Annotated in this window: 1 protein-coding gene; it reads right to left on the bottom strand. The window is 59.1% G+C overall.

Annotated elements, in window-relative coordinates; genetic code table 11:
* Positions 1–14: 14 nt before the first annotated feature.
* Positions 15–964, bottom strand: a protein-coding gene (locus tag GKO01_RS15685; RefSeq protein WP_408870318.1) for an IS630 family transposase whose coding sequence is annotated in 2 segments (ribosomal slippage) — positions 15–622 and positions 622–964 — 951 coding nt in all. Because the reading frame shifts where the segments join, the coding sequence is not laid out codon by codon here.
* Between the last annotated feature and the right edge of the window lie 95 nt (positions 965–1,059).

Genomic DNA, 1,059 nt, shown 5'->3' on the forward strand with positions numbered 1-1,059 from the left:
AGAGCGTTTTCCTTTCAATCTGGTTCATATCCGGCGGCGGTAAAGAAGTTTGCGCATTCTGTAGGATTGATCTGATCGATCAATGTGCCGATCCTGTCCCACAAGGCTTCGCGTGTGCGTTCTGCGGCTTTACGGAGATGGGCCTTGAGTTTGGAGAAGGCCTTCTCGATGGGATTGAAGTCCGGGCTGTAGGGCGGGAGATAGCGCACAGTCGCACCTGCTGCTTCGATGGCGGCCTGAACGCCGGGACCTTTGTGAGAGCCGAGATTGTCCATGATAACAATGTCGCCTGGCCGCAGATCGGGTACCAGCACGCGATCGACATAGGTCTGGAAGCTGCGGCCATTGATCGGACCATCCAGGACCATGGGCGCCACGATGCCGGTCAGTCGCAACCCAGCGATGAACGTCGTGGTTTTCCAGTGACCATGTGGCACGGCGGAACGCAACCTCTGGCCACGTCGACACCGCCCGTAGCGTCTTGCCATATTCGTGGAAGCCCAGGTTTCATCAATGAAGACCAGCCGCGCCGGATCGAGATCGGGCTGGGCATCGAACCACTCCTGCCGTCGTGTCAGGATGTCCGGCCGGTCCTGTTCCGCCGCGTGAGCGGTCTTTTTTTCCATGTGATCTTATGACGCGCGAAGAAACGCCACAGCGTGCCGATTGCAAAGTGATGGCCGGTCTCAGCCAGTCGGGCGCGGATCTCGGCCAGGGTCAGATCGTCCTTCTCCGCGATCAGCGCATGAATACACTCTGCCTGCGCCTCAATCCGGTGAGACAGACGATCCCCGCCACGGGGGCTGGCAGCAGGACTGCCGGTCGTAGCGGCAAGAGCGCACCAGCGAACCGCACTTGCCGGACTGACGCCAAACCGTTCAGCCGCCTGACGCCGCGACAGACCATTCGAAACGGCCGCAACAACACGTTCGCGGAGATCCAGAGACAATGTGCGTGATGACATCCACAGCCGGCCTCCATCCCGGCTGTCATCTTGAATCAGATCACAGCCACTTTGGGAATCCCAACCGATTCATTCAGAACAGAAAACGCTCTAGC

Origin of the sequence: Gluconobacter kondonii, assembly GCF_002723995.1 — a bacterium.
Classification (GTDB): Bacteria; Pseudomonadota; Alphaproteobacteria; order Acetobacterales; family Acetobacteraceae; genus Gluconobacter; species Gluconobacter kondonii.